Source organism: Myroides phaeus (genome assembly GCF_900099675.1).
Taxonomy (GTDB): Bacteria; Bacteroidota; Bacteroidia; order Flavobacteriales; family Flavobacteriaceae; genus Flavobacterium; species Flavobacterium phaeum.
Map to the genome: position 1 here is coordinate 39,450 of NZ_FNDQ01000013.1, position 15,355 is coordinate 54,804.

Sequence of the window (15,355 nt, forward strand, 5' to 3'; positions counted from 1 at the left end):
AACAAGAGGGCAATACTATTTATGAAAGGTATAGTTTACAAGTCAACAGGAAGTTGGTACTCGGTAAAAAATGAAGAAGGACATTTCTATGATTGTCGTATCAAAGGAAAGTTCAGATTAAAAGGTATTAAAAGTACCAATCCAATAGCTGTTGGTGATCACGTTCAGTTTGAACTTGAAACTACAAATGACGTTACGACTGGAGTAATTAATCAGATTGAATCAAGAAAGAATTACATCGTTCGTAAATCTGTAAACTTGTCTAAACAAGTACATATTATTGCTTCTAATATAGATACAGTTTTTTTAATAGTTACTATTAATAATCCTGTAACAACAACAAGTTTTATTGACCGTTTTTTAGTTACAGCTGAGGCTTACGGGATTAAAACAGTATTAGTTTTTAATAAAATTGATACGTATTCTGAAGATGCTTTAGATGAACAATTGTATATGCAATACATCTATTCGCAAATAGGATACGAATGTTTACGTGTGTCTGCATTGACAGGAAAAGGAATTGATGCGATTAAAGAACGAATGACAGGAAAAGTTTCTATGTTTTCTGGGCATTCAGGAGTTGGAAAATCAACTCTGATTAATGCAATTGAGCCTGGACTGAATTTAAAGACCGCACAGATCTCAGAGCAACATCAACAAGGACAACATACAACGACCTTTGCAGAGATGTATGATTTATCTTTTGATGCAAGTATTATAGATACCCCTGGAATTAGAGGTTTTGGTATTGTTGATATGGAACCGCAAGAGGTAGGAGACTATTTCCCTGAGTTTTTTGCTTTGAAAGACCAATGTAAGTTTAATAACTGTTTGCATAAAGAAGAGCCACATTGTGCTGTGAAAGATGCACTTGATGAAGATGTTTTAGCTTGGTCAAGATATAAAAGTTATATTCAGATATTAGATGGTGAAGAAGAACATTATCGAACAGATATTTATAAAGATGGAAGAAACCAAGACGAATAGTCTTGGTTTTTTTATTTGTACAATGTCATACTTTATGTACGTTGGAATTTTTACCTTTATCGTTTAGAGATTAATAAAAGAAAGAATGAAATATTTATATCCCTTATTGGCGTTTGTTTTATTTATGAATATTCCTTCAATATATGCACAAAGTTTTTTAGAGAAAGTAAGTGTAGAGGAGTTGAGAGAAAATACTAATCCTATTTTTCCAGGAGCAGATGCTGTCATCCTGAATGAACAGATTGATGTTGCAATGGATTATATTCAAGATTATGGTTTTCGTGTAACGGAAAAGGTTAGTCGTAAAGTCAAATTATATAAAGATGATGCGAGAGAGTCGCTTTCTTTCTATGTCTCTTATTCTCCTAAAGGTTATTTAAGCGAAGAAGTAGTTATACATCAAGCTTCCCTTTTTTCTTTGCAAGGGGTAGATATTTCTAAGACAAAGATAGAAAAAGAGGAAGTTGTAAAGAGTGACTATGGCAATTGGAAGGAAGTTGGCGTGTTATTTAAAAATGCAAAGAAAGGAGATATAGTTACTTATTCGTATAGTAGAGTAACAAGCTTTATTGATGAGTTACCAGAGTGGGTAATTCAAGCTGATTTACCTAAGCGTATCTCAAAATACACAGTAGTTTTACCTGAGTATTTTCAATATAGTATTGTTCAGAAAGGTGATTTTAAGTTAAAAGAGACAACAACTGAAAAGAAAGTGTCTATGACAGGAATTGTATCAGCAGGAATGCGAACAAATGTTAATGCACTCGAAAAGACATTTGAAATAGTTAATGTTCCCGCTTTTGTTAACGAACCCTATGTTGATAATCCAATAAACTATATTGCTTCCTTGCGTTTTGATTTATTAGAAGTACAGTTTCCCTTTTCACCCGTACAGAAAGTCTTGTTAAACGAGAAAGAATTTTTGACAGATTTGACTAATAATCGTGGTTTTTCGCGTGAATTAAAGCAAGATAAATATTATAAAAGAGATGTTTTACTGGAGGATTATCAAGGTTTGTCAACAGAAGAAAAAATAGAGAAGGTTTTAAAATTTGTGCAACAAAAAGTAAAATGGGATAATACCTATGGGATTTTTGCGAACAATGGTACAAAAACAGCATATTATAAAGGGATTGGAAATTCTGCTGATATAAATCTGATGCTAACAAGTATGTTGAGGTATATAGGTCTGCAAGCTAATCCTGTTTTGTTAAGTACAAGGAGTAATGGAGTAAAAACAACTTGGCAGAGAAATTACTACAATCACGTTATAACTGCTGTTGAAGTTGGAGAAGCCTATTATTTACTGGATGCTACAAATCCATACTCAGGAATTAATATTTTGCCATTAGAAGATTTGAATGGTAGAGGAATGTTGTTTAAAGACAATGGAAGTATTGTGTCAATTGATTTAATGCCTCAATTTGTTTCAGGTATAACAGATAGATATCAAGTAGAATTAAACATTGATGGATCTATGCAAGGGCAATTGCTTAAAAACTATAGTAATTATGATGCATTAGTTTTTAGAGGTGGTTACAATGGTAGTGAATGGCAATTAGGTAAGATGTACGAATCACAACAATTTGGTGTACAAATTAGTAATGTCAGAGTATTTAATAGCAAGGAAGATTTATCAAAAGATGTTAGAGTAAATTATTCATTGTACAAAAGAAATGCTGTATCAATGTTTAACGATAAGCTTTTTGTAAATCCATTCCAACTATACAATTTTAATGCATCCGTTTTTGAAGCTGAAAATAGAGTAATGCCTATTTATTTTGGATATCCTACAATGGAAAACTATATGATTAGCATTGCAATTCCACAAGGCTATGAAGTAGAAAAAGTGCCCGAAGATATAGTGTTGAGGAATCAACAAGCAGGGATAGAAATGCAAGTTAAGTTTACTGTTGATACCAATAAAGTAGAAGGAACTTTATTGTTTTTAAAAAACAAGGGAATGATTGGAGTGAAAGATTATCCGTATGTACGCGATTTGTATCAGAAAGTAGGAAAGGTATTACAACAACAAGTTGTATTTGCCAGAAAGAAATAAAAAACAAAAGCCTCAAGAAGTATAAAACTTTTTGAGGCTTTTTTGTGTTGTTATTTTGGAGCAATAACAAATACACCGTATTTATTTAAGTTAAACATTGTTTTAGCTGTGTTTAAGACGTCTTCGGTCGTGATTGATTGCAATATAGTATCATACTGGTCAAACTCACTTAAATCTTCAAAGTTGAGGTATATTTCTCTTAATTTTTCTACCCATTGGTATGTACTACTACTTGTTAAGTGAAGTGTTTTGTTGTTTAGAATTGTACGCTTCATACGCTCTAACATCTCGTTGTTGATCGGAGTAGATTGTAATTTCTTAACCGCTTGTTTGGCGTATTCCTCTAAAGTAGCAAGATCTTTTTCCTCTGCAGAAAAATGTAAAGAAGTAAACGTTTTAGCTTCAGGATATAGAGTAACGTCAATATCTGAATACGGTGAATATACCAAACCCTCTTTCTCACGAGAAACATTTAAAAATGCATCATTTAAAAGTTCACGTATCATTTGAGCAATAATGCTCTGTTTTAGTGTAGCATTTATATCACCTTTGAAAACGATTGAGACATCTGGTCTTTCAGCTTCTGACGTAATTATCTTAGCTCTTGTGATTTCTTCTTTCTCTTTTAGAGGATCAGCAATATTACTCTTTTGCTCTGTCCTTTTATGTAAGGGAATACTACCAAAATAAGTTGTTGCTTTATCTTTAATTTCATCTACTGAGAAGTAACCACAGATAACGATTGACATATCCTTAGGCGATCTAAATGTTTCGTTAAAAAGAGAAAACATATTTTCAAGGTTAATTTTTTGGATATCCTCTTTTGTTTTTACTACTTGCTTGTCCTCTTTTGTACCCAATTTATACGCAGCTATTTTATGTGACATAGCCACAAAAGGATTGTTTAGATAATTAGGTGTAGTAGGAGTAGTAGTTAAAGACTCTATTTCTTCAGCAATATATTCCTCAAAATCTTCTTGAGGTATAACATAGTCATACAATTTTCTATAACTCCATTCAAATAAATCAGTTGCATTTGCTTGTCTGCTTGAAGTATTCGCAATACTCGCATTATCAATCATACTTACCAAAGTAGAAACTTCTTTTTGAGCTCCAATATCACTATAATCATCTTTAGAGAAACCATTAATCCAAGCTGTATCTATGAAATAAGGAGTTTCTTCAAACAGATATAGTTCGTTTTGATTAACCTGATTTAAGCCTTTTCGTGTAGCGATTGATAATATATAATTATCATCTTCACTCGTTGTAGGTTTAATAGCAATGCGCAAGCCATTTTGAAGTGTTATTTCAGTAACCCCAATATTTTTATACTCTTTTTCAGAGATAATATGAGCTTTTGAATTAAAGGCAATAGGAGGCATAGTATCCCAATTTAACGGTATTTCATTTACCTCATTACTTTTAACAGGTTGTTTTTTAATGAATTTAGTTACTTGTTTTGCCCCTTTTTTCCAGCTCTTTTCAAATTCTTTTTCGTTCTTTATTTCAAATAAATCAGGATTAAATTCGAATAAATATAAGTTGGCAGTATCATTTGCCCAAGTGTTTTTATGATGTGTATTGATATCATCAATTGAAATGGAAGCTATTATTTCTTGCGCTAAAAGATCTTCTTCACTATTCGTTAAGAAGTAACTATATGCCGCTACTTGGTCAATATAAGAGTTAGCTAAATAGTAAGGATCTGTAGAATTATTTTTGTTCAAAGCATTCAAATAAGAAGCTTTTAATGTGTTTAATTCTTCCTCAGCTATTCCATTCTGTTCTATAGAGTATATAATGCTACTTAATAATCGAATCTCAGAAAGGAGTTCTTTTTTAGTTGCAGCTTGTAATTCAAAAGCATTTTCATTTCTATTAGACAAATACCAAGTAGAATGATTAATGGCTTTAGAAGCCCCTTCTTTCAGTTTTTGCTTTAAAAACGAGTTATATAAACGCTCAATAAGTTGAAGCTTAAAATCCGCTTTTGATTCTAACAACGGAGCTTTTACAAAGCGAATTATTTCAAGCTTATTCACTTTTGAGTTAGGTAATTCTTGCGTAACAAGTTTGTCTTTGAATACAGGGTTAAAAGCAAAAATATTCTGTTTTCTATTGACATTTGGCGTAGGATTAAACTTACCGAAATTCTGTTGAATTGCTTTAGTTGCCTTGTCAGTATCAACATTTCCAGTTATTATAATAGTAGCTAAATTAGGAGTATACCATTTTTTGTAAAACTCTCTTAAGCGTTGATGGTCGATATTTATAATATCTTGTTCAGTCGCAATAGGCAAACGATTCGCGTGTTTTGTTCCCTCTAATTTCTTTTTTGTAAAAGTAGATTCTACGCCATAATCCCTAATTTCTTGAATTACAATTTTCTTTTCTTTTAAAATGGCTTCATCCGTTAACGATGATTTTCCTAAGAAGTTAGCTAAGATATTAAGAGCCAAGTCTAATTGATTAGGGGCTAATAGAGATAGTTCATAAACTGTACGTTCATACGTCGTATAAGCATTAATATCTCTTCCAAATCTATACCCCAATGCTTGTAAAGTATCAACCGCTTGTCTATTCGGGAAGTCTTCCGAACCATTAAATATTAAATGTTCTAAGAAATGAGCATAGCCAATTTCATCTTCTGTTTCTTGAAGAGAACCAATATTAAACACCAAACGAAATTCTGTGTTCGGTTGTTCTGTTGAGTGAATAATGTATTGCAAACCATTGTCAAGGCTATCAATTTTTTTATTCATTATCGTTGGTAATTCTTTAAAAAGACTTTGTCCATTACTTAAAAATGGACAAAGTGATAAAAATAAAGAAGATAATAAGATTTTGTATTTAGTCATTATTTGATTTTGTAGTCAACAGTTATGTTTATGTATCCTCCAGCTTGAGAGTGTCCCATTATAAATTTAAAAGAAAGTTTATCGTTTGATAACATTGCAGTACTTTCTGACCAAGTATCATTTTCATAATTATCTTCTTTTATATCTTCATTATTAATTATTGCAGCAGGATTAATATTTGCTCCATTTTCAATGCTTTCTATTGCGATAGGGTTTTTATCATTAATGAATTGTTGTAATCTTTCATAGGCACTATACCTGTATGTTAAAGGGATAATTGTAATTTCTTCACCATAAAAATCTTTCCCCTTCCCTATGTAAGAAACCTCTTTAGTATTTAAGTCTATTTCAATATCATCCATCATAACTTCAAAGGTTTCTTTCGATTCTCGCGTAAGACCTATAAGTTCCATAATGTTTTTATTAGCAGGAGGTGCATATGGGCCTTGATTATTCCAGAATACAAGGTCGTCAATAGTAAGGTCTCTAAACAATTTATATAAGTAACTTTCTAACCCCATTGCGTTAGAAGTCATTTTTAATACTGGTTTTTCTGCAGTAGCTTTTTCACTTAATGTAAATGTTGTTATACCATTAATTTGTATTGTTTTCTTGTTATATAAAGCATCTAAATTACCATCACCAGGAAAGTAGATAGTTCCTGTCATTTCCACATCACCAATCAAAGAATACAAATCTAATCCTTTGCTCTTATAAAGCTCAAGTAACTCAATTTGTTTAGGCGTTAATTCATCAGTAGCAGAAAGAGGTTGTAATGTAAATTGTAAGTGTTTTTCAAGATTCAGAGTACTGTTATTTTCTACTAATACTAAACTAATATAGGTTGGTTTAGTTATTACTTTTCTCGACGTACTTTTCACCTTTAATTGAGCTTTTTTTTGACCAGGTAAAAATTCAATAATTGGATCTTCTATTTCAAGAAGTTTAGTGTTTTCAAATACATTATCTTGTAAAGCAAATTTAAGTTTAATAGTTGTGTTTACTGCTTTTACAAGATGAATGTCTATTACTGTTTCATCAGTACTATTATCTTTTATAAATACGCTGGTTTGCGGAATCAGTACTATTTTATTTTCACCTAAAAATTCTCCATTCGCATTATCTTCAGTAGAGCAAGCGAAAAAAGAGCTTATAGTAATTAGGAAAGCAGTTAAAACGAATATGTTTTTTTGTAATGTCTTTTTCATTTTTTTTCAATATTAGTCAACAATAGTCCATCCTTCATTTTGAGTTGCATTAGGATTATATCTCATTTCAGAAGCAGGCAATGGCCAAGTCCACCTGAAGTCTGTGGATTTAATTGTAGTAGCTTTATTATTGCTATCAGGTATATATCTGACAAGGTCAATATTCCATCTTTTTAAGTCGAAGAAGTTTATCTTTTCTCCAATGAACTCTTTCTGTTTTTGTAAGCGAAAGATTGCTTTTAATTCGCTTTGCGAAAGATTAGGAGCAAGCATATCTTGATTTAAGTTTGAAAGAAAATCATTTAATAACTGTATTGCTTCAACATTTTTATTTTGCTCAATTAAGCTTTCAATTAAAATAAAATAAGTCTCCGTATTTCTTGCCATAACAATAGGCTTTTGTGTTTTGTCTTCAGATGTAGTTTTATATTTTCCTAACAACTGTCTATCTATTATATCTATACCACTGGCTTTAAACTTAAATAGATATTGAGAAACGTTATGTCTAATATCCTTTTCCTCAAAAGAGAAAGTTTCATTGATATAGAAGTAATCACCTGCGTTTTGTTGATAATACAAATAGTGATTAGGGTTTTCTTGTAAATCATATATCCAATAAACATTAGAAGAAATACTTGCCACTTGATTATTCCAAAGATTAGCATACGTCGTTTCAGTATTAATCAGTTTAAAATTATCATTTAAAAGATCTTTAGCCAGCTTTTCTGCCTTTGAAAAGTCTCTCATAAAAAGAGCTACTTGAGCTTGTATATGCAGAGCTCCTTTTTTAGTTATGAAATAGTTTTTCTCATTAGGATAATCTTTAATGAGAGACAATCCTTCTTCCAATAGGTTATTAATTTCAGTTAATGTTTCTGTTTGGGTTAAACGCTTATTTGTTTCCAGACTTAATGAGTTTGTAGGAATAATACCTAAAGCATTAGGAGTATAACGATCGCTATAAAGCTGCAACAAATCAAAGTATATATATGCTTTTAATAAGAGTGCATTTCCTTTAATATATTGCCAATCTTCATTGTCTTTATTCGCATTATCATTTGAAAGTAAAATAGCGTTCAAATTTATTAAAGCATTATAGTAATCCTCCCAGATAGACGCAGTATTTTTTGTTAGTTCACGTTGGTCCCAATTATAGATAAGTTGATACTCTTTTTTGTACACAACTTGATAGTTGGGGTGTAAATCCTCTGTTAGTAAAGTGAATTTTTCAGAAGAAACAGGAAGGCTCTTATAAGCTTGAGATAATACCCCCATTGCTTTTATGGGAGTATTAATAATATTATCACCAGATATTTCGTCTTGTGAATTTATGTCTAAACTACACGCTGTAAGAAAGCCTATAGCTATAAATAGGAATATTTTTTTCATAATTAGAATGTAGCGTTAATAGAAAAAGTTAAAATTGGTTGTAATACATCATTTAGAGAGCCTTTATCTTTTTGTCTGCGATAGGTGTAAATATTATCAGCTTGTACATTTACTTGTAAAGACTTGAAGTAGCGATTAATGAATGCGCTTTGTGTAATGCTATAACCTAATTGAACAAAGTTTAATTTTATATAATCTGTTTTATATATCGTCTTCGTTGTTGGATATTGATACAAATCATAAACAGAGCTTGGAAGTTTTTTAGCAGGATATAGTTTGTTTTCGTCACCAATTTCAAACCACATATTGTCTAATTGTCCTTTAATAGCATTCTTATTAGCATTTGTATTATCTCTAATATAAGATTTACTATAAGTTGCTTTACCACCTGAACTATAGTTAATGTTAACAGTTAGAGACCAGTTTTTATAACTAAAATAGTTGTTGAAAAAGCCACTGTAAGGCGCAATAGAGTATCCTAAGTTATTGAAGTAATTAGGAGAGATACTATTTTCAAAGTTGATTATTTGCCCATCATTATCAACATATTGAGGCAATCCAGTAATAGGGTAAACACCATTATCGCGTAAACCATAAATGACACCTAAAGGCTTGCCAACTTCATATTCAGGAATGACAGATTGGTCAGTTAAATAAATTTTATCCGTACCATAAAGTTTTTTGACTTTATTAGCATTATAAGACATAGAAATAGATGAGTTCCATTTAAAATCAGCAATGTGTAGAACATCTCCATTAAGCATTAACTCAATCCCCTTGTTTTCTAATTCCCCGATATTTTTTGTAAACGTTTTAAAACCATTACTACTTGCAATTGGAACAGTAACTATGGCTTCTTTCGTTAATTCGTTATACAAAGTAGTTGTAAGGTTAAATCTATTTAGGAAACCAAAGTCAATTGTAAAGTTTGTTGAATAAGTTTGCTGTGGTTTTAAATCCTTATTAGGCAATGCAAGTAGTTGTAAAATTCTACTTTCTCCATAAAAGTTGTTAGAATTACTGAAAGTTGTAGTAATATCACGTGGAGTAATACCAACCATACTTGCTGTATAACCTAAAGAAGCTTTAAACTTTAAAGCCGTTAAAATGTCCTGTTTAGCAAAAAAAGCATATTCACTTGGAGACCATGCAATACCCGTTGCCCAAGCATTGTTCCATCTGTTATTACTTGGTAAAAGAGAAGAACCATCCCTTTTGATACTTGCATAAAAATCATAGGTATTTTGGAATGTATACCCCAAGGCAGCTCCAAAACCTAATTGCGCATTTTTAATTTTATTTCCCCCGTTATTAGGAGCATAAGTCCCCGTTAAAGAGTTATTGATACCAGAGATGCTGTTTATATCATCAGCAATACCATAACCAGAAGCAGAAAGTGATTTAATATTAGACAAATAATAATCTGAGTTTACTCCGATAAAAAAGTCGTGGTCTCCTATTTGTTTTTGGTAACTCGCACGAATATTTGAAGAAAAATCAAAGTTTTTGTTGTCTTCCTCTGATAAGTACCCCTGTGCATTTATAGGATTATCACGTTGACTGTATGCAGTACTATATATGCGTTTATTTATTTCCCCTAAACTATAATCTGCACCAATTACTCCTGAGATGTTTAATTCAGGTAAGACGTCCCATTGCATAACCAAAGAACTACTAAAGCGTTTAGTAGTACTTTTTTGATAGAATTGATTAATTAAATCTTTATAAGATTGATGTTTATTAAAACTATACAATTTTTTACTCTCTTTAGTTTCATATGGATTTAGTATATAAGCGAGAGAGGTAGGATCATTGTCCATACCATTTTGAGTGTTAGCAGTAGCTACCCCAAAGCTATTATTAATAGCAAGGTTGAAGTTATCTGTGATTAGATAATTCAAGTTAGCACGAGCTGTGATATGGTGAATATCATTACCAGGAATACGACCTCCTTGTTTACTGTAATTCAAAGAGTAGAAATAGGTGTTTTTTTCAGTCCCCCCACGAACACTAAAGTTGTACGATTGAAAATGATTAGGCTTAATTAGTTCTTTAAACCAATCCGTGTTATATTGTTTAAGAGAATCGAGTATTCTGTTTCCCTCTGCTAATTTTTCTTGTAATAAGGGGCTATTTTGATAATTTTTAGTGATGTATTTCTCAGAGAACAAGTAGCCAGGAGTGGCCAGCATTTCTATTCGCTCTTCAAATGCTAATTTTTCATTAGTTCCCATCATTTCAACAGGACGTTCTCCTCTAAAAGTTACTCCTTGTTTCATAGAAAAACTAAAAATAGGTTTGCCTTCAAAACCTTGTTTTGACGTTAATTCAATTACACCATTAGCCGCTTTTATACCATATAAAGCTGTAGCAGGAGCGTCTTTAAGTACTTTTATTGTCGTAAAGTCATTTGGGGTTAAAGTAAGGAATGTTTCTGTAGATATAATAATTCCGTCCATTACAAAAAGTGGTTCATTAGCACTTCCTTTGTAATTAAAAGAGGAGTTACCTCTAATGCGTATTTCAGGTTTCTTTCCAAGTTCCCCTCCATAATTAACAGTCAATCCTGGTATTTGTCCTTGTAAAAGTTTAGCCATATCTATCTCAGAACGTTCACTTAATTTATTCATATCAAGTGTAACTACAGAACCAGTTAGATTACGCACATCAATATCATTTATATTGTGTGTACATTTTATGAGCAATTCTTCGAGTTGCTCCATAATTGGGTTTAGATAAATATTTTGAGAAGTATTTTTTAAAGACATACGGATTTCTTCAAAACCTAAATGGGAGACGATAATATCTGTTTGTTTAGGAGCTGTAAAAGAAAAGGTACCATTATCTTCAGTAATGAAAATTTGTTTAGTATCTACTAAGGTGATAATCGCACCTTGTATAGGTTTTTTCGTATGCTGATTAATTACTTTTCCTACATATTGTTGCGTTTGAGCAAAACATACAGTAGAAAGTAAAGAAAAGAAAGCGATTAATAAATTGATTTTAAGAGGTTTCATAGTTAGTGTTTAATTAAGACTTATTCTAAATTAACGCACAAAATTAAACATTTTATTAACTAATCAAAGGTATTTAGTTCTTTATTTAGATTAAATACTAATAATAGAGTAGGAATTAATTGTTAAAAAAGCAAGGTTTAATGTGTTTGTTTACAGGTGTTTATGATTATGTTTCTTGCTTTTTGTTTATATTTTAATTAGAATTAGTGTAAATGAGAATATTCTCACTAAGTGAATGTTGAGTAGTGTTTAGATTGAATTTATATTTTTTTTGGAGGTTTTGATAAAGTAAAAAAAAGAGTAGAAAGAGAGGAGAGAATAATTGAAAGTTTTAAGTTTGTAGATATTGATTTAAAAAATTATCAAGTGAGAACTGTAATACAAAGAGTAACACGTGCATCTGTAACTGTAGAAGGGCAAGTTATAGGTGAAATTGAAAAAGGATTGCTTATACTTGTTGGTATTGAAGAAGTAGATACACAAAGTGATATAGAATGGTTAGGAGGAAAAGTAACTAATTTACGTGTATTTGATGATGAGAATGGAGTGATGAATATGTCTATTAAAGATATCGAAGGAGATATATTGTTGGTAAGTCAATTTACTTTACACGCTTCTACAAAAAAAGGAAATAGACCCTCTTACATACGTGCAGCAAAGCCTGATTTTGCCGTGCCGATGTATGAGAAATTTATAGCACAATTGGAAAGAGAACTTGGAAAGCCAATTCAAAAAGGAAAGTTTGGAGCAGATATGAAAGTAGAACTCTTAAATGACGGACCTGTAACTATAATTATTGACACACAAAATAAAGAGTAATGAATACATTAGTAAAATATAGTTTTTTTACGGTTATATATATTGGATTAACTTGGTTTTTGTCAGATGAGTTAGGATGTGCCATAGCAGGAAATCAAACTTGTGTTTTGAATTTTATGGTAAAATATGTTGTATTTATGGTATTGATGATTATTTATGACAAGTGGATTAAAGGAAAAATATTTAAAAAGAATTAAGTGTAAAAAAGATGAATATACAAGACGCACAAAAAGCAGTAGATAATTGGATTAAAGAACACGGAGTTCGTTATTTTAATGAGTTGACTAATATGGCTCAATTAACTGAAGAAGTTGGAGAAGTAGCCCGTATTATTGCAAGACGTTATGGAGAACAATCTGAAAAAGAAAGCGATAAAAACAAGGATTTAGGTGAAGAATTAGCCGATGTTGTTTTTGTTGTACTTTGTTTAGCAAATCAGACAGGAGTTAATCTACAAGAAGCTTTTGATAAAAAGATGGATGTGAAAACAAAGCGTGATCACGACCGTCACCACAACAATGAAAAATTGAAATAAACTGTTTATATGAAGAAAATACTCTCTCATAGTCAAATAAACAATTGTAAATCATTGGTGATTTCAGGAAGTAAATCAGAAAGTAATCGCCTACTTATTTTACAACAATTGTTTCCACAATTACACATTAAAAACTTATCTGACTCAGATGATGTTTGTGCTATGGTAAATGCATTGAAGTCAACTACAGAAGAAGTGGTTGATATTCATCACGCAGGAACAACAATGCGTTTTTTGACGGCTTATTATTCTTTATGTACAAATAGAAGCTTGGTATTGACTGGTAGTAAGAGAATGCAAGAAAGACCTATTGGTGTTTTGGTTGATGCTTTACGTCAATTGGGAGCTGAGATTAGTTATAAAGGAGCTGATGGATATCCACCTTTGCGAATAAAAGGACATTTATCAGAAGGAGGGAGAGTTGTGTTGCCAGCTAATATTAGTAGTCAGTATATAACTGCCTTATTGTTAGTCGGAACTCATTTTAAACAAGGAGTTGAAATAGAATTAGTAGGAGATATTACCTCACGCCCGTACATTGAGATGACCTTGTCTTTATTAAATCAATTAGGGGTAGAAACATTTTTTGAAGGCAATACTATTGTTGCAAAACAACTAGAGAAACCATTAAAAAATAGTTTTACAGTGGAATCTGATTGGTCTTCTGCTTCTTATTTTTATTCTATAATTGCATTATCGCCTGTAGGAACAACAATGCGATTAAGCAGTTATAAAGAGAATAGTTTACAAGGTGATAGTAATGTAGCAAAGTTATATGCAAGATTAGGTGTTGAAACTACCTTTTTAGAAGACGATTGTATAGCGTTACAAAAGGTAGAAAAGGAGCTGTCTAAGTTTAGTGCGGATTTAATAGAAACACCAGATTTAGCTCAAACAATTGCAGTTACGTGTTTTGGATTAGGAGTTGAATGTGAGTTAAAAGGGCTACATACGTTAAAAATCAAGGAAACAGATCGATTAGTTGCTTTACAAAACGAATTAACAAAACTTGGTGCTGTTATTACGGTAACGGACGAGAGTTTATTTATTAATTCAAGTCAAGTAATTAATAGTGGGATTGCAATTGAAACTTACCAAGATCATAGGATGGCTATGGCTTTTGCTCCTTTAGCATTGAAGACTGATATAGTAATTCTTGAGGCAGAGGTAGTTAGTAAATCATTTATTAATTTCTGGGATTGCTTGACTGAATTAGGATTTAATACAGCAGAGATATAAGCTATAAAAAGAAAAATATCGTTAAATACTTGACAACCCCTATCGTGAGGTTGTATATTTGCATATTCTTGGACTAGTATAGTCTTTAGTGTTATTTTAATTTAAACCGTATTCAATGAAGTTATCAAACTTTAATTTTGATTTGCCAACTGAGTTATTGGCAGAGTTTCCAGCTGAAAATAGAGATGAATCACGTTTAATGGTGATTGATCGTAAAGCAGGAACTATTGACCATAAAGAATTTAAAGATTTAATCGATTATTTCGATGAAGGTGATGTAATGGTATTAAATAATACTAAAGTATTCCCAGCTCGTTTATATGGTAATAAAGAAAAAACTGGAGCAAGAATCGAAGTTTTCTTATTACGTGAGTTAAATGCAGAACAGCGTTTATGGGATGTTTTAGTGGATCCAGCTCGTAAAATTCGTATTGGAAATAAATTATACTTTGGAGAAGATGATTCTCTTGTAGCAGAGGTAATTGATAATACAACATCAAGAGGAAGAACATTACGTTTCTTATATGATGGATCTTATGAAGAATTTAGAGTGAAGCTTCAAGAACTTGGAGAAACTCCAATACCTAAATATATCAACCGTGAGGTAGTTCCAGAAGATGCAGAACGTTACCAAACAATTTATGCTACAGAAGAAGGAGCTGTAGCTGCACCAACGGCAGGATTACACTTTTCTAAGCATTTATTAAAACGTTTAGAAATTAAAGGAATTAAATTTGCAGAAGTTACATTACACATTGGATTAGGTACATTTAACCCAGTTGAGGTTGAAGATTTATCTAAGCATAAAATGGATTCTGAAGAGATGTTTGTAACTCAAGAAGCTTGTGATATAGTTAATGAAGCTAAAGTAAGAAAAAGCAGAGTATGTGCTGTAGGTACTACAAGTATGCGTGCTTTAGAGAGTTCTGTTTCTTCTAATCAAACTTTGAATCCTTTCGTTGGATGGACAAATAAATTTATTTTCCCTCCTTACGATTTCAGTATTGCTGATTGTATGGTAACAAACTTCCATATGCCTAAGTCAACATTATTGATGATGATCTCAGCTTTCTGTGGTCATGATTTAATGATGAAAGCTTATAAAGAAGCAGTAAAAGAGAAATACAAATTCTACTCTTACGGAGATGCGATGCTAATCTTATAGTAGAAGATTTTAAATAATTTATAAAAGAGGATATCTAAACAGATATCCTCTTTTTTGTTTTGAGATTAGGAAACAA

At 31.5% G+C, this 15,355-nt stretch carries 11 protein-coding genes; 7 read left to right on the top strand and 4 right to left on the bottom strand.

Annotation, left to right across the window (positions count from 1 at the left end; all coding sequences use genetic code 11):
• The first annotated feature begins 21 nt into the window (after nucleotides 1–21).
• A complete protein-coding gene (gene rsgA / locus BLT46_RS08130) occupies nucleotides 22–987 on the top strand; it encodes a ribosome small subunit-dependent GTPase A (protein WP_090408951.1) in 966 nt (321 codons plus the stop codon).
• Between the two features lie 85 nt (nucleotides 988–1,072).
• Nucleotides 1,073–3,046 carry a DUF3857 domain-containing protein gene (locus BLT46_RS08135; RefSeq protein ID WP_090408955.1) on the top strand — a complete coding sequence of 658 codons (1,974 nt, stop codon included), beginning with the start codon at nucleotides 1,073–1,075 and terminating at the stop codon, nucleotides 3,044–3,046.
• A 50-nt stretch (nucleotides 3,047–3,096) separates the two neighbouring features.
• Here BLT46_RS08135 and BLT46_RS08140 read toward each other — a convergent pair whose 3' ends face one another.
• Genes BLT46_RS08140 through BLT46_RS08155 form a run of 4 tightly spaced genes read right to left on the bottom strand, consistent with a single transcriptional unit; the run spans nucleotide 3,097 to nucleotide 11,521 of the window.
• Nucleotides 3,097–5,907, bottom strand: a complete 2,811-nt coding sequence (locus BLT46_RS08140) for a M16 family metallopeptidase (RefSeq protein ID WP_090408958.1) — start codon at nucleotides 5,905–5,907, stop codon at nucleotides 3,097–3,099.
• Nucleotides 5,907–7,115: a DUF4929 family protein gene (locus BLT46_RS08145; protein WP_090408960.1), complete on the bottom strand. Its 1,209-nt coding sequence runs from the start codon at nucleotides 7,113–7,115 to the stop codon at nucleotides 5,907–5,909. Before BLT46_RS08145 ends, BLT46_RS08140 begins: the two co-directional genes overlap by 1 nt.
• A gap of 12 nt (nucleotides 7,116–7,127) precedes the next feature.
• Nucleotides 7,128–8,504, bottom strand: coding sequence for a RagB/SusD family nutrient uptake outer membrane protein (locus tag BLT46_RS08150; RefSeq protein WP_090408963.1), 1,377 nt, complete (start codon nucleotides 8,502–8,504; stop codon nucleotides 7,128–7,130).
• Between the two features lie 2 nt (nucleotides 8,505–8,506).
• Nucleotides 8,507–11,521, bottom strand: a complete 3,015-nt coding sequence (locus tag BLT46_RS08155; protein WP_090408966.1) for a SusC/RagA family TonB-linked outer membrane protein — start codon at nucleotides 11,519–11,521, stop codon at nucleotides 8,507–8,509.
• Between the two features lie 366 nt (nucleotides 11,522–11,887).
• Here BLT46_RS08155 and dtd point away from each other — a divergent pair, with 366 nt between their 5' ends.
• The 5 genes from dtd (at nucleotide 11,888) to queA (ending at nucleotide 15,279) form a co-directional block, all read left to right on the top strand.
• Nucleotides 11,888–12,340 carry a D-aminoacyl-tRNA deacylase gene (gene dtd / locus BLT46_RS08160; protein ID WP_090408969.1) on the top strand — a complete coding sequence of 151 codons (453 nt, stop codon included), beginning with the start codon at nucleotides 11,888–11,890 and terminating at the stop codon, nucleotides 12,338–12,340.
• Entirely contained in the window at nucleotides 12,340–12,537 is a 198-nt protein-coding gene (locus tag BLT46_RS08165; RefSeq protein WP_090408973.1) for a hypothetical protein, read from the top strand. Before dtd ends, BLT46_RS08165 begins: the two co-directional genes overlap by 1 nt.
• A gap of 11 nt (nucleotides 12,538–12,548) precedes the next feature.
• Nucleotides 12,549–12,875: a nucleotide pyrophosphohydrolase gene (locus BLT46_RS08170; RefSeq protein WP_090408976.1), complete on the top strand. Its 327-nt coding sequence runs from the start codon at nucleotides 12,549–12,551 to the stop codon at nucleotides 12,873–12,875.
• 9 nt (nucleotides 12,876–12,884) lie between these two features.
• On the top strand, nucleotides 12,885–14,114 hold the full coding sequence (locus BLT46_RS08175) for a 3-phosphoshikimate 1-carboxyvinyltransferase (protein WP_090408978.1): 1,230 nt from the start codon (nucleotides 12,885–12,887) through the stop codon (nucleotides 14,112–14,114).
• Nucleotides 14,115–14,229: 115 nt separating this feature from the next.
• On the top strand, nucleotides 14,230–15,279 hold the full coding sequence (gene queA, locus BLT46_RS08180) for a tRNA preQ1(34) S-adenosylmethionine ribosyltransferase-isomerase QueA (RefSeq protein WP_090408981.1): 1,050 nt from the start codon (nucleotides 14,230–14,232) through the stop codon (nucleotides 15,277–15,279).
• Nucleotides 15,280–15,355 lie beyond the last annotated feature (76 nt).